A 17,054-nucleotide genomic window follows, 5' to 3' on the forward strand; every position below is an offset into this window, starting at 1 on the left:
GCCGGTCACCTCAAATACGGTCCTGATGGGGTCTCTTCGGTAATGCTGGTCTGGTCATGAACGACCAGACGCCGCCGATCAAGCCGACACGTCATCACGTGTTACGGGTTATCCGACGTGCGCTGGCGAAAAGCTGGGACGACTCGATCTTCTCGGAGTCGGCGCAGGCGGCGTTCTGGTCGGCGCTGTCCCTACCGCCCTTGCTGTTGGGCATGTTGGGCAGCTTGGCGTACGTGGCCCCGTTGTTCGGTCCCGAAACGCTGCCGATGATCCAGGAACAGCTGATCGGGACGGCGAAGAACTTCTTCTCGCCGAACGTGATCAACGAGATCATCCAGCCCACCGTCCGCGACATCGCGGTCGGTGCCCGCGGCGAGGTGGTGTCCCTAGGGTTCGTCATCTCGCTGTGGGCGGGCTCGTCGGCGATCTCCGCGTTCGTCGACGCGGTCGTCGAGGCCCACGACCAGACGGCGCTGCGCCATCCGGTGCGGCAGCGGTTCTACGCCCTCGGGCTGTATCTCGTGATGCTGCTGTTCGTCATCGCGACCGCCCCGGTGGTCGCCATCGGACCGATGAAAATTGCCCAGCACATCCCCGAGACCTGGTCCAACGCAATGAAGTACGGATACTGGCCGGTGCTGCTGCTTGGCATCGTGCTGGCCGTGACGGTGCTCTACCGGGTGTCGCTGCCCAAACCTCTGCCGACCCATCGGCTGCTGTTCGGCGCGGTGCTGGCCACCGTGGTCTTCGTGGTGGCGACGGTGGGACTGCGGTTCTATCTGACCTGGATCACCGAGACCGGCTACACCTACGGCGCGCTGGCGACGCCCATCGCGTTCCTGCTGTTCGCCTTCGCGCTGGGCTTCGCGATCATGCTGGGCGCCGAACTCAACGCCGCGATCGAAGAAGAGTGGCCGGCGCCGGACACCCATGCCCGGCGCCTGCGCGAATGGCTCGAGGAGAAGGCCGAGACCCTCACCAACGATCAGCCCGTAGAGCAGGTCGAGCCGCCGGCCTGACCGGCTGCGGCTATTTCTTCATCTGTTCGTAGATGCGCTTGCAATCCGGGCACACCGGCGAACCCGGCTTGGGTGACTTGGTCACCGGGAACACCTCGCCGCACAGCGCGACGACGTGGGTGCCCATGACGGCGCTCTCGGCGATCTTGTCCTTCTTGACGTAGTGGAAGTGCTTAGGTCGGTCGTCGTCCGTACCGTCGTCGACCTGTTCATCGGAATCGGTACGTTCGAGGGTGTCGGTCTGCATGGATTCATTGTGCACCTGCGGAAACCGGCCGATGTTATTGCGGCCTACCGGCCGGGGCGGCACTGAGCCAGATGTGGGACAGTAGAAGGATGAAACACGGCCCTGAGCTGAGTTTCGACGACGACGGTCGGCCGGTCCTCATCACTCGCGCAGCACCCGCCTACGAGGAGCAGCACCGCGCACGCGTCCGCCGCTATCTCACGATCATGTCGTTCCGCGTGCCGGCGCTGTTGCTGGCCGCCTGGGCCTACAGCATCTGGCACAACGGCCTGATCTCGCTGGCCATCCTCATCGCGTCCGTCCCCCTGCCCTGGATCGCGGTGCTCATCGCCAATGACCGGCCGCCGCGCAGTGCCCAGGAGCCGCGCCGCTACGACGCCGCCCGGCGGGCGCCCATGTTCCCGACCGCTGAGCGCCCCGCCATCGAGGACCGGCACCCGGTCATCGACGGCGATATCGAGCCCTGACGCGTACCTGAGTTTCCTTCTTTCTCCTTTCTAAGGACATTCTCAGGTCGAAGCGGAAAAACCGCAGGTCAGAGGCCATGAGCGGAGACGGCCTCGGGAACTTCTCCTACCGCTTCGGCGTTGAAGCAAGTGACAGTTCGAGAGCTGAGCACGAGCAGGAGGCCGCAAATGGCAAAAGCCACCACACGCCGTATCGATTCCGACCTTGACGCCCAGAGTCCCGCCGCGGACCTGGTGCGCGTGTACCTGAACGGCATCGGTAAGACCGCTCTGCTCAACGCCGAGGACGAGGTGGAACTGGCCAAGCGCATCGAGGCAGGCCTCTACGCAGCCCACCTGCTCGAGACCAAGAAGCGACTCGGCGACAACCGCAAGCGTGACCTGGCGGTCATCGTCCGCGACGGCGAGGCCGCGCGCCGGCACCTGCTCGAAGCCAACCTGCGCCTCGTGGTCTCGCTGGCCAAGCGCTACACCGGCCGCGGCATGCCGCTGCTGGACCTGATCCAGGAAGGCAACCTCGGCCTGATCCGGGCGATGGAGAAGTTCGACTACGCCAAGGGCTTCAAGTTCTCGACGTACGCCACCTGGTGGATTCGCCAGGCGATCACCCGCGGCATGGCCGACCAGAGCCGGACCATCCGGCTCCCCGTCCACCTGGTCGAGCAGGTCAACAAGCTCGCACGGATCAAGCGTGAGATGCATCAGAACCTGGGTCGTGAGGCCACCGACGAGGAACTGGCCGAAGAGTCCGGTATCCCCGTCGAGAAGATCAACGACCTGCTGGAGCACAGCCGCGATCCGGTGAGCCTGGACATGCCGGTCGGCACCGACGAGGAAGCGCCGCTCGGCGACTTCATCGAGGACTCGGAGGCGATGTCGGCCGAGAACGCCGTCATCTCCGAGCTGCTGCACACCGACATCCGGCACGTGCTCGCCACCTTGGACGAGCGTGAGCAGCAGGTGATCCGGCTGCGGTTCGGCCTGGACGACGGCCAGCCCCGCACCCTGGATCAGATCGGCAAGCTGTTCGGCCTGTCCCGTGAGCGGGTCCGGCAGATCGAGCGCGAAGTCATGTCGAAGCTCCGCAACGGTGAGCGCGCCGAGCGGCTGCGGGCCTACGCCAGCTGATCGGACCACACCCACAACTGCACACCCCCTGGTGCCCGCCGGATAACCCGGCGGGCACCGTTTTTGGTGGCCGGTCCGCCCGCTGGCGGTCGCCGCAGGAATCACACGGTCGGTCGGCCGTGGTGGATGCCTGTTGACCCGGCCAAACCGGTAAGCTGAGCACCGGCGGAGGCCCTGGAGGATTTGGCATGAACGATCTGATCGATACCACCGAGATGTACCTGCGGACGATCTACGACCTCGAAGAAGAGGGCGTGGTGCCGCTGCGTGCGCGCATTGCCGAACGACTCGAGCAGAGCGGCCCCACCGTCAGCCAGACGGTGTCGCGGATGGAGCGCGACGGACTGCTGCACGTCGCCGGTGATCGCCACCTGGAACTTACCGACAAGGGCCGCTCGCTGGCGGTGTCGGTGATGCGCAAGCACCGGCTCGCCGAACGGCTGCTGGTCGACGTCATCGGCCTGCCGTGGGAGGAAGTCCACGCCGAGGCATGCCGCTGGGAGCACGTCATGAGCGAGGACGTCGAACGCCGGCTGGTCCAGGTGCTCGACAACCCGACCACCTCCCCGTTCGGCAACCCGATCCCGGGTCTTGCCGAGCTCGGCGTCATCCCGTCCGGCGACACCGACGTCAGCCTGGTCCGGCTCACCGAACTGCCCACCGGATTCCCGGTCGCGGTGCGGGTGCGCCAGCTGACCGAACACGTCCAGGGCGACATCGAGCTGATCGCCCGGCTCAAAGACGCCGGCGTCGTGCCGAACGCGCGTGTCACGGTGCAGGCCACCGAGCATGGCAGCGTCATGATCGTCATCCCCGGACACGAGCAGGTCGAGTTGCCGCACCACATGGCCCACGCGGTCCGGGTCGAGAAGGTCTGAGGACAGACTCCCCCGTCGCTTCGCCCGCCGCGAACCGCTCACGCCGATCTGCCGAAGATGCTGCGCGGCGGCATCTGCACGCCGAGGCGCTCCGCCAGTTTGTACCCCGTGAGCGCGAGTTCACGGATGCGGTCCGGGCGCATGCCGGCCTGTAGCGCCGAGTCGAGCATGCCGGCCATCCGGTGCGCGCTGTCGACCTCCAGTGCCGCCTGCAGTGCCACCCCGGCAAGCGGTCCGTCACCGCGGGCATAGGCACTGAACGCCAGCAGTACCAGCGCCTCCACGCGCCACGGTGCGGGCAGGGTGCGGGTCAGCGACGCCCACACCGACTCGGCCGCGGCGGCGTGCTCACCGACCGCCAACGCGTACAGCGTGTCCCGCACCCGCGAGTCCGCCACCGCACAGGCCAGGCGCACCGCGTCGTCGTCGGGCAATGGCGCCCCCTCCGACGAACCGGTGGCGCAGGCCACCGCATGCTCGACATCGGCGCGCACCTCGGCATCGGGGCGGCCGCGGTAATCGACTGCGGCAGCCCGCTTTTCGATCACCGGCCGCAGCACCTCGGCACGCCGTGCATCGGTGACGGCGACGACCTCGACGAGGTCCGCGCGCCGGGCGTAGAGGCGCCGGCCGTCGAGCACCGCGGCCATGGTCACCGGAGACGACTCGGGATCCTCGACGACGCCGGCGTTCCCGCAACCGTCAGCGCAGTGCCAGCGGCCGCCGGCCGCCACGCGGTCGACCACGTGCACGGCGAACAGCTCGATGCCGTGATCGGACAACGCTTCGCCGAGTTCGTGGCTCACCTCGCGGTACAGGTCCGCGCACATCGGGCAGTCGACGCTCTGTTCATCGACGATCACCGCGATGGCCGCGTCGGCGTCCGCCGCGGCGGCCATGTCGGACAGATGTCCGAGGGCATCGGGCAGCGCACTGAAGAATCCTTCGGACAGGTCCACGCGCAGGACCGCACCCATCTCACCACCGATGATGGTGACGAGCACCAGCGACTTCTCCGGCGCAAACCCCAGGACGGCGGGCACCGCCGCGATCAGGGCGCCGGGCCGGTTCAGTTGGAAATCGAATGAGCTGAAAGTTGTCATGCCCAGAAGGTCGCAGGGCGGGCCGTCAGGAATCGCCGGTCGATGCGGCCGGGCGGACGGGTCTGTGGATGAACTCGGATCTGTGGATAACCGGCGCCGACCGAGGTGTTTCCGCAAAGTTCGCCGACGATCGGGCTGCGTGATCGCCCACACCGTGCCAACCTGGCTGTCATGGGTTCCACGCAGGAGTTCGACCTCGTCGTCATCGGATCCGGCCCGGGTGGGCAGAAGGCCGCCATCGCCGCCGCCAAGCTGGGAAAATCCGTCGCAGTGATCGAGCGCGGGCGCATGCTCGGCGGGGTTTGCGTGAATACCGGGACCATCCCGTCCAAGACGCTGCGCGAGGCAGTCGTCTATCTGACCGGGATGAGCCAGCGCGAACTGTACGGGTCCAGCTACCGCGTGAAGGAGCGGATCACCCCCGCCGATCTGCTGCGCCGGACCACCCACGTCATCGGCCGGGAACAAGACGTGGTCCGCAACCAGCTGCTGCGCAACGGGGTCGAGCTGTTCGAAGGGCACGGGCGATTCCTCGATGCGCACACCCTGGTCATCGAGGACCCCACCCGCGACGAGAACGTCACCATCACCGCGCGATACGTCGTCATCGCGACCGGCACCAAGCCCGTACGCCCGGCCGGGGTGAAGTTCGACGAAGAGCGTGTCCTGGACTCCGACGGAATCCTGGACCTCAAGAGCCTGCCGCAGTCGATGGTGGTGGTCGGCGCCGGAGTCATCGGCATCGAGTACGCGTCCATGTTCGCCGCGCTCGGCACCAAGGTCACCGTGATCGAGAAGCGTCCGACGATGCTGGACTTCTGCGATTCCGAGATCATCGAGTCCCTCAAGTTCCACCTGCGCGACCTTGCCGTGACGTTCCGGTTCGGCGAAGAGGTGACCGCAGTGGACGTGGGTCCCGCAGGTACCTTGACCACGCTCGCCAGCGGGAAGCAGATCCCCGCCGAGACAGTCATGTACTCAGCCGGCCGGCAGGGGCAGACCGAGCACCTCGACGTCGAACAGGCCGGCCTCGAGATCGACAGCCGCGGAAGGATTTTCGTCGACGACAACTACCAGACCAAGGTCGACCACATCTACGCCGTCGGTGACGTCATCGGCTTCCCCGCGCTGGCCGCAACCTCGATGGACCAGGGCCGACTGGCGGCCTATCACGCCTTCGGTGAACCGGGTAAGGGCATGACCGAGCTGCAGCCGATCGGCATCTACTCCATTCCCGAGGTGTCATACGTCGGCGCCACCGAGGTCGATCTCACCGACGGCTCGGTCCCCTACGAGGTCGGGGTGTCGCGCTACCGGGAACTGGCCCGCGGGCAGATCGCCGGCGACTCGTACGGGATGCTCAAACTGCTGGTGTCGACCGAGGACCTCACCCTGCTCGGCGTGCACATCTTCGGTTCCAACGCCACCGAACTGGTCCACATCGGCCAGGCCGTGATGGGCTGCGGCGGCACCGTGGAGTACCTGGTCGACGCCGTCTTCAACTACCCGACCTTCTCCGAGGCCTACAAGGTCGCCGCCCTCGACGTGATGAACAAGCTGCGGGCACTGAATCAGTTCAAGACTTAGGTGCTGCAGCCGTCGTCGGGGGCACCGGTGGCCCGGTCTGCGGGGCCACCCTCCTGGGCGCGCTGATACAGCACCTGGATCTGCACGTCGAACGGCGACGAGTACGACAGCTCGTTGCCGCTGCAGCCACCGCCCTGCAGGCCGCCGACCACTCCCCTGATCTCTGCCGCCGACACCCACGGCGAGCCGCTCGTGCCGTCGACCAACCCGGGGCAGCGCACCGCCGGGAACCCGCGGTCCGGACGCGACGTCGGCCCACTGCAACTGACCTGCGCGCCGCCGTCACCGAGCGGGTATCCCGTCACCGTGATCGGAACGTCCGGGCCTGGTGCCGCACCGAGCACGAAGCCGCCCCCGGCGGCATGTTCCAACGTGTCGGTCGTGGCCGCGCCGCCGTGGCTGACCCGGGCGATCGCGAAGTCCGCGGCCGGGTCCTGGCGTCGGACCCATCGCGGGTCGAGGTACACCGCGTCGATGTGCCAGAAGTCCCCGGGGACGCCGCTGCGGTAACCGGGCGCGAACGTCGCGTCGAACGATGCATCCAGGCAGTGTGCTGCGGTGATGATCAGATTCCCGGCCAGCGAATCGAGCACCGCGCCGCTACAGGTGTGCACCGAATCGCTCCCCAGGAACACCGCACCGACGCGCGGGTCCGGGCGGGGCCCTGGGACAGCGGCCGAACCCGCAGTGACCGCACCGACGTCACCGGTACGGGGGTCGGCCTTGATCGTGGGTGGGCTGCACGCAGTGGCCAGCAGCGCGACGAATGCGCTCACGACCAGCCGGGTGCCCAACATCTGACCGATCTTGCCCGATACCAACTGTCAGAGCAGCACCTGGTGCACCATGGCGAACTGCGGGGCGGCACCGGGAACAACGCGAGAATGCGCGACACTTGTAAGGAGACACATCCAGCGCGGTGTGGCACGCAGTACGGCAAGGAGTGTGAAGGTGAGCGAGCACGACGGGAACGCGCCCGACGCGGGCGGCCAGCGGCCCGACGACCGCCAGGGCCAGCAGTACCAGCCCGAGCAGAGCGGCATGTACGAGCTGGAGTTTCCCGCACCCCAACTGTCCGCCGCCGACGGCCGCGGACCGGTGATGGTGCACGCCCTCGAAGGCTTCTCCGACGCGGGCCACGCCATCCGGCTGGCCGCCGAGCACCTGAAGAACACGCTCGACACCGAGCTGGTCGCCTCGTTCGCCATCGACGAACTGCTGGACTACCGCTCGCGCCGCCCGCTCATGACGTTCACCACCGACCACTTCACCAAGTACGACGACCCCGAGCTGAACCTGTACGCGCTGCACGACACCGCCGGGACGCCGTTCCTGCTGCTCGCCGGCATGGAGCCGGATCTGCGCTGGGAGCGTTTCATCACGGCGGTGCGGCTGCTGTCCGAACGGCTCGGTGTTCGCCAGGTCATCGGGCTGGGCGCCATCCCGATGGCGGTCCCGCACACCCGGCCCGTCACCATGACCGCTCACGCCGGCAACAAGGAGCTCATCGCCGAACACACGCCGTGGGTGGGCGAGGTGCAGGTTCCGGCCAGTGTGTCGAACCTGTTGGAGTACAGGATGATTCAGCACGGCCATGAGGCTTTGGGTTTCACCGTGCATGTGCCGCACTACCTGGCGCAGACCGCGTATCCGCCGGCCGCCGAAGCTCTGCTGGGTGAGGTGTCCCGGATCGCGTCGCTGCAGATTCCGCTGCATGCGCTGTCGGAGGCGGGCGCCGAGGTGTACACCAAGATCAGCGAGCAGGTGGAGGCCAGCTCAGAAGTCGCTCAAGTGGTCAGTGCACTGGAACAACAGTACGATTCGTTCGTCGCTGCTCAGGAGAATCGGTCGTTGCTGGCACGTGACGAGGAACTACCCAGCGGCGACGAGCTCGGCGCCCAGTTCGAACAGTTCCTCGCCGAACAGTCGGGTGACGGTTTCACCGATCCCCGCCCCGGCGACGACGGCACCGCCGGCGACTGACCCACGCGGTCGGCCCGCCGACACGATGGGAAGGAGCGACGATGCCCGACGGAAAGCCCACCCTGCATTCTGTGCGTGACGTGACACCCCGCCTGGAATTCCGCACCATCCACGGCTACCGACGGGCATTTCGGGTGGCAGGCTCCGGCCCGGCGATCCTGCTGATCCACGGGATCGGCGACAACTCCACCACGTGGGAAACCGTGCAGAAGCGCTTGGCCCAGCGGTTCACCGTCATCGCCCCGGATCTGCTGGGACACGGCCAGTCGGACAAACCGCGCGCCGACTACTCGGTGGCGGCGTACGCCAACGGCATGCGGGACCTGCTCAGCGTGCTGGACATCGAACGGGTGACGGTCATCGGGCATTCGCTGGGCGGCGGCGTGGCCATGCAATTCGCCTACCAATTCCCGCAACTGATCGATCGTCTGGTGCTGGTGGGTGCCGGCGGTGTCACCCGCGACGTGAACATCGCACTGCGGGTCGCGTCGATGCCGTTGGGTACCGAGGCCCTGGCGTTGTTGCGAATTCCGTTGGTACTGCCCGCGCTTCAGCTCGCCGGGCGTCTCGGCGGCGCCGTACTCGGGTCGACCGGACTGGGTCACGATCTACCGAACATGCTGCGGATACTCAACGATCTGCCCGAACCCCGGGCGTCATCGGCCTTCGGCCGGACCCTGCGCGCGGTCGTCGACTGGCGCGGCCAGGTGGTCACGATGTTGGACCGATGTTATTTGACCGAAGCCATTCCGGTGCAATTGGTTTGGGGCACGCACGACGCTGTCATCCCGGCCGCCCACGGAGAACTGGCGCACGCCGCGATGCCGGGTTCCCGGCTGGAGTTCTTCGACAACTCGGGACATTTCCCATTTCATGACGACCCCGATCGATTCGTGGAGCTCGTCGAGAATTTCATCGACACGACCGCGCCGTCGGTTTACGACCGCGATGCCCTGCGCGGCCTGCTGCAGGCCGGCGTCACAACAAAGACGATGGATGCCTCGTTCGACATGAAAGCCGCGGTGTTCGACGCGCTGGAGACCGACGAACGCAGCGCGACCTAGCTGCCGTCAGCCCGGCGACGTCACGCCGCGGTGTGCACGCAGCGCCTCGATTTCGCGCTCGAAGTCCTCGGCGGACGAGAACGAGCGGTACACCGACGCGAACCGCAGATAGGCGACCTCATCGAGGTCACGCAGAGGACCGAGGATCGCCAATCCGACCTCGTGGCTCGGCACTTCGGGGGATCCGGTGGCCCGCACCGCATCTTCGACTTTCTGCGCCAGTTGGTTCAGGGCATCGTCGTCGACCTGCCGACCCTGGCAGGCGCGCCGCACACCCTTGATCACCTTGTCCCGGCTGAACGGCTCGGTGACGCCGCTTCGTTTGACCACCGCGACCACGGCTGTCTCGACCGTGGTGAACCGGCGACCGCATTCCGGGCATGACCGGCGACGCCGAATCGCCTGCCCTTCATCAGCTTCTCGTGAATCGACCACACGCGAGTTCGGATGCCGGCAGAACGGACAGTGCATCACCGCTCCTTCGCCGCACCGACAATCGACCGTTTCGAACGGTCTCGAGCCTACCCGTGCCGCTCGGGCGCGGCCGGGCGCCGTGCCGATCAGGGTGCGCACGGGCTGACCTCAGCCGACCGGGGCGATCAGCGTCTGCCCGGCGTCCAGGGCGACCGAGGGCAGCTTGTTCAGTTCCTTGATGCGGTCGACGACGGCACTGACGGGCGCGTCGGGAGCCACCCGCCGGGCGACCTGCTGAATCGACTCACCGGTCTGCACCCGGACCACGGCGAGCTGCGCGGGCACCGATGCCGTCGATGCGGTCGGCTGGACGGCCTCTCCGAACTGCGCCACCAGGCCCAGCCACACCGTGATCCCCGCCGCGACGAGGGCCAGGATCACCGTGGTCAGCGGGGTGATCGGGTTGCTCCGATGCGAGGCGCGGGAGGTCAGCACGCCGGTACCGCGGTGCCGGAATGCCGCACCCGAGGGACGGGAACCGGCCGGCCGCAGCCGGGCCTGGCGGTGCCGATTCACATCTGCGCGCCGAGGCACGGCACGGACGACGACGTCGGTCGGGTATTCGCGGGTGATGGTGGTCATGTCGGTTCCTCTCGGGAGTTCGTACATAGGTTCGATAGCTCGTATGTTCGACTATATCGCCCAAACGTTCGAACGGTAGAACATGTGATCGAACTGTTGCGAACGATACGACGACCCACCGACAAGTTGCGTTCCGCGACTTCGGCCCCGCTTTCGCCACGTCACGACCAGATCTCGGGCGCGACACGCCGACCGACCCGATCTCGAACACATGTTTGATGAATCGTGTGCACTGGGCTAGATTCGTCCCTATGAGCGACAGCACCGAAACCCCGGACGCCCAGCCAGGCGGACGGTCCAGCAGCCTCACCGAACGTCAACGGACCATCCTCGACGTCATCCGTACGTCGGTGACCACGCGCGGCTACCCGCCCAGCATCCGGGAGATCGGCGACGCGGTCGGCCTGACCTCCACTTCCTCGGTGGCTCACCAACTGCGCACGCTGGAGAAGAAGGGCTATCTCCGGCGCGACCCGAACCGCCCGCGCGCCGTGGATGTCCGGGGCACCGACGAGACGAACGGCGCCACCGTCACCACCGATGTCGCCGGTTCGGACGCGCTGCCCGAACCGACCTTCGTCCCGGTGCTCGGCCGGATCGCGGCCGGCGGCCCGATCCTCGCCGAAGAGGCCGTCGAAGACGTCTTCCCGCTGCCCCGTGAACTCGTGGGCGAAGGCTCGTTGTTCCTGCTGAAGGTGGTCGGCGAGTCCATGATCGATGCCGCGATCTGCGATGGCGACTGGGTCGTCGTGCGGCAGCAGAACGTGGCCGACAACGGCGACATCGTGGCGGCGATGATCGACGGCGAAGCCACCGTGAAGACCTTCAAGCGCACCAAGGGCCAGGTGTGGCTGATGCCGCACAACCCGGCGTTCGATCCGATCCCGGGCAACGACGCCGTCGTACTCGGCAAGGTCGTGACCGTCATCCGCAAGATCTGACGCCTGCCAGACCTATAGGTGAGCCCCGCTGCAGTCGCTCGCAGCGGGGCTCAGCCGTCGGTGCCGTCAGCCTCGGACGAATCCATTGGTGACCGCGAATTCCTCACTGGCGAACCAGATTTCGACGTCGGCTTCGTCGTATCCGGGAGAGCCCGGCACCCAGTACAGGCCTGACTTGGTGTTGGCCTTGATGCCATAACCTTCGGGCGGTTCCGCACCGGTCGCGACGCGGAACGACATCTGCGCCGTCTCGGGCTCTTCCGCCCCCAGGGCATGGTGCCGGCCACTGGCCGGACCGGCCGCCGCGGCGTCCTCCGCAGCCGTGTCGTCGGTAAGCGTGTCGTCTGCGGACGGCTCGGCCGGCGGTTCGTCTGCCGGGATATCGGCCGGCTCAGGTTCGAGGACCTGTTCCTCGGGCTCGGGCTCGTCGGCTTGCTCTTCGGCAGCCGGCGCAGCCCACACGCGGTCGCCGGGGTTCCGGGGCCGAAGGCCCGCGAAGCCCGCCAGCCCGGCCGCCGTCAGGCCCGCCGCCGCGCCACCACGACGCAATGCGTCCGGAAGCTGCACCGAGACCGTCGGCTCGTCGGCGGGCTCGTCGTCGCCGTGCTCCTCAGGCTCCGCCACCTCGTGGACCTCGTCAGCCGGCACGTCTTCGGGGGTCTCGACCTCTTCGGCGACCTCTGCCTCTGCAGCGGTCTCGCCCTCGCCCTCGGACACCTGGTCCGCGGGCTGCTCAGCCGTGAAATCGGGGTACACCGTCGGCGCGGTGTCGATGACATCCGGGTTGCTCTGGAAGGCCGGGCCGCCGTGCGGATTGTCGAACTGCTGGTCCTCGGCGGCGAATTCGTCGGCGTACTCCCCCTCATCGGCCGGGGCGTACTCGCTGTCGACGCCGCCGTCCGCGTACTGCGGGTCGCCGTACTCCCCGTCGCCGAACTCGTGGTCGTCGTAGTCGTACGCGTCCTGGTCGTCGAAGGCTTCCTGACCGGCGCCACGCCGACGCCGCAGCAGCGTCGCGATGACGATGCCGACCACCACCAGCAACAGCGGGATGATCGCCAGCAGCCACCACCAGTGGAACTGGTACCACTTGCCGGACTGTTCGGACTGCGCGCTCACGCCGCCCGGCACGTCGGCGCTGGGCACCTGCAGACCGCTCAACTGCGACGCCAGCTCCGCCGGTTCGGTGCTGAACGACCGGCTGGACTTGTTCCACGAGATCGAGCCGCCCGTGAACTTCTGGCTGACGACGTCGCCGCTGACGGTTTGGTCGGCGGTCGGCGCGCCGAGCTTGCCGGTGGCACCGCCCAGCTTGTCCCAGGCAGCGTTCACTGCGCCGCGGACGACGAACGCGCCGTGGTCGGGCGTCCAGAAGATCGTCGGGTTGTCCGCGGCGGCGAACGTCGCGATCCGGCTCTTCGGCGACACGCCGCCGTCGGTCTCGTTGCTCGCCGGGAATCCGAGGTCGCCCTGCGGTCCACCGGCCGCGCGGTACTTGGCCAGCACGTCGCCGGTGACCGCGTGGGCACCGGTGGCCGGCGAATAGAAGATGGTACCGCCGGCGAAGTTCTGCGCCACCCCGTCGCCGACCTTGTACTGGGCACCCTGCTCGTCGCCGAGGGGACCCTGCGGCCCGCCGGCCGCCCGGCGCGCCGCGGCGATGGCCGACGTCGCATCACCCGGCACGTCCACCCCGGTCAGCTGGCCTGCCAGGTCGGCGGGCGTGGTGGTGAATGCCTTGGTCTTGGCGTTCCAGCTCACCTCACCGCCGGTGAAGGGCTGCGAGACGACATCGCCCTTCCAGGACTCGTCGGCGGTGGGCACGCCGAGGGTGCCCGCCGATCCGCCGAGCTTGTCCCAGGCGACGTTGATCGCACCGCGGACCACCCAGGCGCCGTTGTCGGGCGTCCAGAAGATGACCGGCTTGTCGGCCGCGCTGAACGTGCTGTTCCGGCTGCCGGTGGCCCTCCCCGCGCCCTCGTCGATGGTCGGGAAGCCGAGATCGCTGTCCGCGGCGCCGCCGAGCGCCTGATATTTGTCGAGAATTGCGCCGTAAATCAGATGGGCGCCGGTGCCCTCGGTGAAATAGATCTTTCCGCCCGCGAAGTTCTGCGCATAGCCTGCGCCGACCTGGTACACGTCACCGTCTTTGGCGCCCAGCTCGCCTGTGTCACCGCCCGCGGCATCCCACGTGTGGGATATCGCCGTGTCTGCGGCGTCGCTTTCCGGTGTCGCGAGCGCCGTCGGAGCCATGAGCAATGCCACCGCGACGGAAAGGGCACCGACACCAGCCCATCCGCCACGGGTTCGCAGCCCGGTCATCGAATTCCTCCCGCGGTTGGCAAAACTCCGGATACAAATTCCGTCAGACAAACTCTCGTGATCGAGAGATTCTGTCAACTTTGCTTCAGTTCATGCCCATCGTGCGGGATATCCGGCGTTATCTGCCTAGTGTGTCGCGGTTCGTTATGCGAATAAATTCGCATCCGCAATTCGTTAAACGCCCAATCCGCGGCCGATGATCTCCTTCATGATCTCGGTGGTGCCGCCGTAGATGGTCTGGATCCGCGAGTCCAGGAATGCCCGCGCAATGGGATATTCACGCATATAGCCGTAGCCGCCGTGCAGCTGCAGACACCGATCGACCAGGCGGACCTGCGCCTCCGTCGAATACCATTTGGCCATCGCCGCCTGGTCGATTGTGAGCTTTCGATCGAGATGCAGGCGAATGAACTCGTCGACCATGATTCGGACCGCAGTGGCCTCGGTCGCCAGTTCGGCCAACACGAATCGACTGTTCTGGAAGCTGCCGATCGGCTTGCCGAACGCTTTACGCTCCTTGGCGTATTGCAATGTCGATTCCAGCACGGACTCCATGGCGGCGGCCGCCATCACCGCGATGGAAATGCGCTCCTGAGGCAGGTTCTGCATCAGGTAGACGAATCCCATGCCCTCCACCCCGAGCAAGTTCTCGGCCGGAACTCTGACGTCGGTGAACGACAATTCCGCGGTGTCCTGCGCGTCGAGGCCGATCTTGTCGAGATGACGGCCGCGTTCGAAGCCCGCCATGTCGCGCTCGACCATCAGCAGGCTGAAGCCCTGCGCGCCCTTGTCGGGGTCGGTGCAGGCCACCACGATCACGAGGTCGGCGTGAATGCCGTTGGTGATGAACGTCTTCGAGCCGTTGAGCACGTAGTGATCGCCGTCTTTGACCGCGCGGGTCTTGATGCCCTGCAGGTCACTGCCGGTGCCCGGCTCGGTCATGGCGATGGCACAGATCAGTTCGCCGGTGCAGAACCCGGGCAACCAGCGCTGCTTCTGCTCCTCGTTGGCCAACTCCAGCAGGTACGGCGCGATGACGTCGTTCTGCAACGTGAAACCCAGACCGCTGTGCCGTCCCGCCGCGGTTTCCTCGCTGACGATGACGTTGTAGCGGAAGTCCGGGTTGCCACCGCCGCCGTATTCCTCCGGCACTGCCATACCCAGAAAGCCCTGTTTACCGGCCTCGCGCCAGACCTCGCGGTCGACGATCTTGGCCTTCTCCCATTCCTCGCGGTAGGGCTCGGCGTGCCGGTCCAGGAACGCGCGGTACGACTCCCGGAACAGTTCGTGCTCGGGTTCGAACAACGTGCGGTCGTACTTGATGACACCCATGCGAGACCTCCGGTACTGGATAAGTTTGGCAACAACTTATCCCAACCGGGCGGTTGGTTGCGAGGGGGACCACGCCCGGCGCGCCGCCGGGTGTGGCTGGGTAGGTGCGGCTAGGCCGAATGGCCGCACTCCTCAGCGCGGCTCGTACCTCGCCGCTTGATCGTCGTACGGCTATCGGGACTGCGAACGTCCCGACTGCGAACGACCCGACTGCGACCGCCCCGACTGGGTACGACCCGACTGCGACTGGGCGCGCCCGGGGGCCTGCAGACCGCCCGAACTGCGGCGGCGACGCTGCGCCTGACCCGCGGTCGCGGTCTTGGCCGGCCGGTTGCCGCCGCGGGGTGCGGGAGCTTCCTTGGGTGCCGGCGCGCGGTACGGCGCGATCTCGCCGACCAGGGCCTGCACCGGCGCCGAATCGGCGACGACTTCCTGCGGCCGGGCCGTGATGCCGGCCTTGCGCAGCAGCTGCTGGGCGTCCTTGCGCTGCTCCGGCAGCACGACGGTGACGACGTCACCGGCGCTGCCGGCGCGGGCGGTACGTCCCGAGCGGTGCAGGTAGGCCTTGTGCTCGGCCGGCGGGTCGACGTGGACCACGAGCTCGACCTCGTCGACGTGCACGCCACGGGCCGCGATGTCGGTGGCGACGAGCACCCGCGCCTCTCCAGCGCTGAACGCTGCGAGGTTGCGGTCACGCGCCGGCTGGGACAGGTTGCCGTGCAGGTCGACCGACGGCACACCGGCTTCGGTGAGCTGCCGGGCCAGCTTGCGGGCCTGGTGCTTGGTGCGCATGAACAGGATGCGCCGGCCGGTGCCGGACGCCAGCCGCTGCACCAGAGCGTTCTTCTCTGCGGCACCCGAGACGTGGAACACGTGGTGGGTCATGGCCGGCGGCGGCGCGTCGATCTCGTCGACCGAGTGGGTGATCGGGTTGGACAGGAAGCGACGGACCAGCTTGTCGACGCCGTTGTCCAGGGTCGCGGAGAACAGCATGCGCTGCCCGCCGGACGGGGTCGCCGCCAGAATGCGGGTGACGCCGGGCAGGAAGCCCAGGTCGGCCATGTGGTCGGCCTCGTCCAGGACGGTGACCTGGACGGCGTCCAAGGTGACCAGCTTCTGCTTCATGAGATCTTCGAGGCGGCCCGGGCACGCGATGACGATGTCCACGCCGCCGCGCAACGCGTCGACCTGGCGGTTCTGCGAGACGCCACCGAAGATGGTGGTCACCTTCAGACCGAAGGCGCTGGCCAGCGGCTCGACGGTCGCGGCGATCTGGGAGGCCAGCTCGCGGGTCGGGGCCAGCACCAGACCGGTGGGACGCGACGGACGCCGCGAGACGCCGCTCAGCCGCGATACCAGCGGAATGGAGAAGGCCAGGGTCTTGCCACTGCCCGTGCGGCCGCGGCCGAGGACGTCCCGGCCGGCCAAAGTGTCGGGCAGGGTGCTGACCTGGATCGGGAACGGCGCGGCGATGCCGCGGCCGGCGAGGGAGGCGACGAGCGCCTCGGGGACGCCGAGTTCAGCGAACGACGACGATTGTTCTTCAGACATGGATAAAGACAGCCTTTCCGGCACGGTAGGTCGACAATGCCGGCGGCAGTATCGGTCGCCGCGAGAAATGCTGGTGCAGAGGGAACTGAAGGCTCTCAGCCGTTCCACGACGTGATCAGCGGGCGTGTCCTGCATGGATGCGCAGCTGATGTTGGTCAAAGCTTAGTGCCGAACAGGGCGTATCGCTGACCACCGCACCCCATTCGGACGTCCCAGGATCGAAAGACCTTGCCCCGCAAGAGGTATCGCGATGGTGTGATTTCACCCACCACCACCGGAGCACCGAGCAGGCAAAAATCGACACACCCGACAAATTTCCGCAAACGCCGGGTGCCGGTCCGGTCGCAGTGCGACGATGCGAAACAGGAGCCGATTA

At 67.2% G+C, this 17,054-nt stretch carries 16 protein-coding genes; 8 read left to right on the top strand and 8 right to left on the bottom strand.

The genetic code is table 11. The annotated features are described in order from the left end of the window. Window positions 1-56 precede the first annotated feature (56 nt). Entirely contained in the window at window positions 57-1,019 is a 963-nt protein-coding gene (locus tag A7G45_RS18975; protein ID WP_071285293.1) for a YihY/virulence factor BrkB family protein, read from the top strand. Window positions 1,020-1,029: 10 nt separating this feature from the next. Here the strand turns inward: A7G45_RS18975 and A7G45_RS18980 are convergent, their stop codons facing one another. Then, window positions 1,030-1,266: a DUF3039 domain-containing protein gene (locus A7G45_RS18980; protein WP_029105322.1), complete on the bottom strand. Its 237-nt coding sequence runs from the start codon at window positions 1,264-1,266 to the stop codon at window positions 1,030-1,032. A gap of 89 nt (window positions 1,267-1,355) precedes the next feature. Here A7G45_RS18980 and A7G45_RS18985 point away from each other — a divergent pair, with 89 nt between their 5' ends. The 3 genes from A7G45_RS18985 (at window position 1,356) to A7G45_RS18995 (ending at window position 3,739) form a co-directional block, all read left to right on the top strand. Continuing rightward, entirely contained in the window at window positions 1,356-1,733 is a 378-nt protein-coding gene (locus tag A7G45_RS18985; RefSeq protein ID WP_236737188.1) for a DUF3099 domain-containing protein, read from the top strand. Window positions 1,734-1,901: 168 nt separating this feature from the next. Beyond that, window positions 1,902-2,861 (top strand): sigma-70 family RNA polymerase sigma factor, encoded by a 960-nt coding sequence (locus A7G45_RS18990; protein WP_043393846.1) that lies wholly within the window; start codon window positions 1,902-1,904, stop codon window positions 2,859-2,861. A gap of 188 nt (window positions 2,862-3,049) precedes the next feature. Beyond that, window positions 3,050-3,739: an iron-dependent transcriptional repressor DtxR gene (locus tag A7G45_RS18995; RefSeq protein ID WP_260939393.1), complete on the top strand. Its 690-nt coding sequence runs from the start codon at window positions 3,050-3,052 to the stop codon at window positions 3,737-3,739. 38 nt (window positions 3,740-3,777) lie between these two features. Here A7G45_RS18995 and A7G45_RS19000 read toward each other — a convergent pair whose 3' ends face one another. Beyond that, window positions 3,778-4,842, bottom strand: coding sequence for a DUF4192 domain-containing protein (locus A7G45_RS19000; protein WP_260939395.1), 1,065 nt, complete (start codon window positions 4,840-4,842; stop codon window positions 3,778-3,780). Window positions 4,843-5,013: 171 nt separating this feature from the next. On the opposite strand from A7G45_RS19000, the gene sthA reads away from it, so the two are divergent. Beyond that, the gene (gene sthA, locus A7G45_RS19005; protein ID WP_260939398.1) at window positions 5,014-6,429 is read left to right on the top strand and encodes a Si-specific NAD(P)(+) transhydrogenase; all 1,416 of its coding nucleotides are present in this window, start codon (window positions 5,014-5,016) and stop codon (window positions 6,427-6,429) included. On the opposite strand, the gene A7G45_RS19010 is transcribed toward sthA, so the two are convergent. Then, complete coding sequence (locus tag A7G45_RS19010) at window positions 6,426-7,226, bottom strand: trypsin-like serine peptidase (RefSeq protein ID WP_260939399.1); 801 nt, start codon at window positions 7,224-7,226, stop codon at window positions 6,426-6,428. The genes sthA and A7G45_RS19010 overlap by 4 nt on opposite strands. 244 nt (window positions 7,227-7,470) lie before the next feature. Between A7G45_RS19010 and A7G45_RS19015 the strand changes: the two genes are divergently transcribed. Beyond that, complete coding sequence (locus A7G45_RS19015) at window positions 7,471-8,412, top strand: proteasome assembly chaperone family protein (RefSeq protein WP_260939795.1); 942 nt, start codon at window positions 7,471-7,473, stop codon at window positions 8,410-8,412. A 41-nt stretch (window positions 8,413-8,453) separates the two neighbouring features. After that, entirely contained in the window at window positions 8,454-9,476 is a 1,023-nt protein-coding gene (locus tag A7G45_RS19020) for an alpha/beta fold hydrolase (RefSeq protein WP_260939401.1), read from the top strand. Window positions 9,477-9,482: 6 nt separating this feature from the next. On the opposite strand, the gene nrdR is transcribed toward A7G45_RS19020, so the two are convergent. After that, a complete protein-coding gene (gene nrdR / locus A7G45_RS19025) occupies window positions 9,483-9,947 on the bottom strand; it encodes a transcriptional regulator NrdR (RefSeq protein ID WP_043393836.1) in 465 nt (154 codons plus the stop codon). A gap of 111 nt (window positions 9,948-10,058) precedes the next feature. Further along, entirely contained in the window at window positions 10,059-10,532 is a 474-nt protein-coding gene (locus A7G45_RS19030; RefSeq protein ID WP_260939404.1) for a LysM peptidoglycan-binding domain-containing protein, read from the bottom strand. A gap of 251 nt (window positions 10,533-10,783) precedes the next feature. Here A7G45_RS19030 and lexA point away from each other — a divergent pair, with 251 nt between their 5' ends. Next, window positions 10,784-11,473 (top strand): transcriptional repressor LexA, encoded by a 690-nt coding sequence (gene lexA, locus A7G45_RS19035; RefSeq protein ID WP_260939405.1) that lies wholly within the window; start codon window positions 10,784-10,786, stop codon window positions 11,471-11,473. A 66-nt stretch (window positions 11,474-11,539) separates the two neighbouring features. Here the strand turns inward: lexA and A7G45_RS19040 are convergent, their stop codons facing one another. From A7G45_RS19040 to A7G45_RS19050, 3 genes are all read right to left on the bottom strand, one after another. Then, window positions 11,540-13,795: an LGFP repeat-containing protein gene (locus tag A7G45_RS19040; protein WP_260939406.1), complete on the bottom strand. Its 2,256-nt coding sequence runs from the start codon at window positions 13,793-13,795 to the stop codon at window positions 11,540-11,542. 174 nt (window positions 13,796-13,969) lie between these two features. Next, window positions 13,970-15,127: an acyl-CoA dehydrogenase family protein gene (locus tag A7G45_RS19045; protein WP_043393831.1), complete on the bottom strand. Its 1,158-nt coding sequence runs from the start codon at window positions 15,125-15,127 to the stop codon at window positions 13,970-13,972. Between the two features lie 171 nt (window positions 15,128-15,298). Next, window positions 15,299-16,678 carry a DEAD/DEAH box helicase gene (locus tag A7G45_RS19050; RefSeq protein ID WP_043393830.1) on the bottom strand — a complete coding sequence of 460 codons (1,380 nt, stop codon included), beginning with the start codon at window positions 16,676-16,678 and terminating at the stop codon, window positions 15,299-15,301. Window positions 16,679-17,054 lie beyond the last annotated feature (376 nt).

Source organism: Mycolicibacterium llatzerense (assembly GCF_025331195.1).
Lineage (GTDB): Bacteria > Actinomycetota > Actinomycetes > Mycobacteriales > Mycobacteriaceae > Mycobacterium > Mycobacterium llatzerense.

What these genes read in the sequence shown, in the direction of transcription:
- A7G45_RS18975 (WP_071285293.1), top strand. Translation starts at nt 57, where the DNA reads ATGAACGACCAGACGCCGCCGATCAAGCCGACACGTCATCACGTGTTA.
- A7G45_RS18980 (WP_029105322.1), bottom strand. Translation starts at nt 1,266, where the DNA reads ATGCAGACCGACACCCTCGAACGTACCGATTCCGATGAACAGGTCGAC.
- A7G45_RS18985 (WP_236737188.1), top strand. Translation starts at nt 1,356, where the DNA reads ATGAAACACGGCCCTGAGCTGAGTTTCGACGACGACGGTCGGCCGGTC.
- A7G45_RS18990 (WP_043393846.1), top strand. Translation starts at nt 1,902, where the DNA reads ATGGCAAAAGCCACCACACGCCGTATCGATTCCGACCTTGACGCCCAG.
- A7G45_RS18995 (WP_260939393.1), top strand. Translation starts at nt 3,050, where the DNA reads ATGAACGATCTGATCGATACCACCGAGATGTACCTGCGGACGATCTAC.
- A7G45_RS19000 (WP_260939395.1), bottom strand. Translation starts at nt 4,842, where the DNA reads ATGACAACTTTCAGCTCATTCGATTTCCAACTGAACCGGCCCGGCGCC.
- sthA (WP_260939398.1), top strand. Translation starts at nt 5,014, where the DNA reads ATGGGTTCCACGCAGGAGTTCGACCTCGTCGTCATCGGATCCGGCCCG.
- A7G45_RS19010 (WP_260939399.1), bottom strand. Translation starts at nt 7,226, where the DNA reads ATGTTGGGCACCCGGCTGGTCGTGAGCGCATTCGTCGCGCTGCTGGCC.
- A7G45_RS19015 (WP_260939795.1), top strand. Translation starts at nt 7,471, where the DNA reads ATGTACGAGCTGGAGTTTCCCGCACCCCAACTGTCCGCCGCCGACGGC.
- A7G45_RS19020 (WP_260939401.1), top strand. Translation starts at nt 8,454, where the DNA reads ATGCCCGACGGAAAGCCCACCCTGCATTCTGTGCGTGACGTGACACCC.
- nrdR (WP_043393836.1), bottom strand. Translation starts at nt 9,947, where the DNA reads ATGCACTGTCCGTTCTGCCGGCATCCGAACTCGCGTGTGGTCGATTCA.
- A7G45_RS19030 (WP_260939404.1), bottom strand. Translation starts at nt 10,532, where the DNA reads ATGACCACCATCACCCGCGAATACCCGACCGACGTCGTCGTCCGTGCC.
- lexA (WP_260939405.1), top strand. Translation starts at nt 10,784, where the DNA reads ATGAGCGACAGCACCGAAACCCCGGACGCCCAGCCAGGCGGACGGTCC.
- A7G45_RS19040 (WP_260939406.1), bottom strand. Translation starts at nt 13,795, where the DNA reads ATGACCGGGCTGCGAACCCGTGGCGGATGGGCTGGTGTCGGTGCCCTT.
- A7G45_RS19045 (WP_043393831.1), bottom strand. Translation starts at nt 15,127, where the DNA reads ATGGGTGTCATCAAGTACGACCGCACGTTGTTCGAACCCGAGCACGAA.
- A7G45_RS19050 (WP_043393830.1), bottom strand. Translation starts at nt 16,678, where the DNA reads ATGTCTGAAGAACAATCGTCGTCGTTCGCTGAACTCGGCGTCCCCGAG.